This window comes from Vibrio genomosp. F6 (assembly GCF_005146325.1).
Classification (GTDB): domain Bacteria; phylum Pseudomonadota; class Gammaproteobacteria; order Enterobacterales; family Vibrionaceae; genus Vibrio; species Vibrio cortegadensis.
This window is the reverse complement of the sequence record NZ_SYUT01000116.1, coordinates 1-974: the sequence shown is the minus strand read 5'-3', so window position 1 is coordinate 974 and position 974 is coordinate 1. Positions and strand designations below refer to the sequence as shown.

Sequence of the window (974 nt, the reverse complement as noted above, 5' to 3'; positions counted from 1 at the left end):
ATTTGTAACCAATTCAGCACCTTGGCGCTAAACTTGGCTCTGTCGTGCGGGCAATATAACAAAGCGTTTAAGACGGATTCGCAACGCTTGGCGGCTTCAGTTCAAAGATATGCATCAGTGTTTATGGCATAATGTCTTGAGTGCAGTGGTAGCATTGCTCACCACTTAACGCGGCGTTAGCTGTATATCGTCACCAAGGTAGTTCTTCGCCAGTAAAACTATAGAATTTTCCAGTGTCTGAAGGCTGAATTTTACTAATTATCTTGAACAGTTGTTGGCTCACATATTCAGTTGTAAAGAGCTTGTTCGGTGGTACGTTCTTTTGAAAAGGCTGGGATAGATTTGTATCAGTGGTTCCGGGGTGAAACGCAACAACACAGCAGTTAGGTAATTTAAATTGCCATTCTATACTAACCGTTTTTACTGCCATATTTAATGCTGCTTTAGAGCAACGGTAGCTAACCCACCCTCCAATTTGGTTATCTTTAATACTTCCGATTCTAGCTGATAGTGAAATAAAGTATGTCTGGTGTTTGGCTTTTAGGTGGTTTGAAAAATACTTAGCTAGTAATAGTGTAGGTAGGGTGTTTGAACTCAAGTTCTGATTAAAAAATTCAGGTGTGAAATCGTTGATGGATTTTTCAGGCTTATTGGCTGCGTCATGTAGAAAACCTGCGGTGTTAATCAACATGTCTAGATTCGAGATTTGTTCTGCAAGGTGTTTTACATCGGCATCTAATGATGCATTAACTTTCAACCACGTTATATCGACTCCTTCATCTTCGGGTAACGTTGAACGGTAGGTCGCAAATATTTTGGCTGTAGGGAATGTGTCTCTGACATATCTAGTAATTGCCTGTCCAATGCCACCATTCCCACCAATAATAAGAATTTTCAATTGCTTATGCTCACTCTCTAGTATTAAATAAATCATAGACTAAGAATGAAAATACAGCTAACAAGAGACTATGGCG

1 protein-coding gene is annotated in these 974 nt (G+C 39.6%); it reads right to left on the bottom strand.

From position 1 onward, the window contains the following. Positions 1-190 precede the first annotated feature (190 nt). Positions 191-898, bottom strand: coding sequence for an SDR family NAD(P)-dependent oxidoreductase (locus FCV43_RS19935; RefSeq protein WP_136996156.1), 708 nt, complete (start codon positions 896-898; stop codon positions 191-193). Between the last annotated feature and the right edge of the window lie 76 nt (positions 899-974).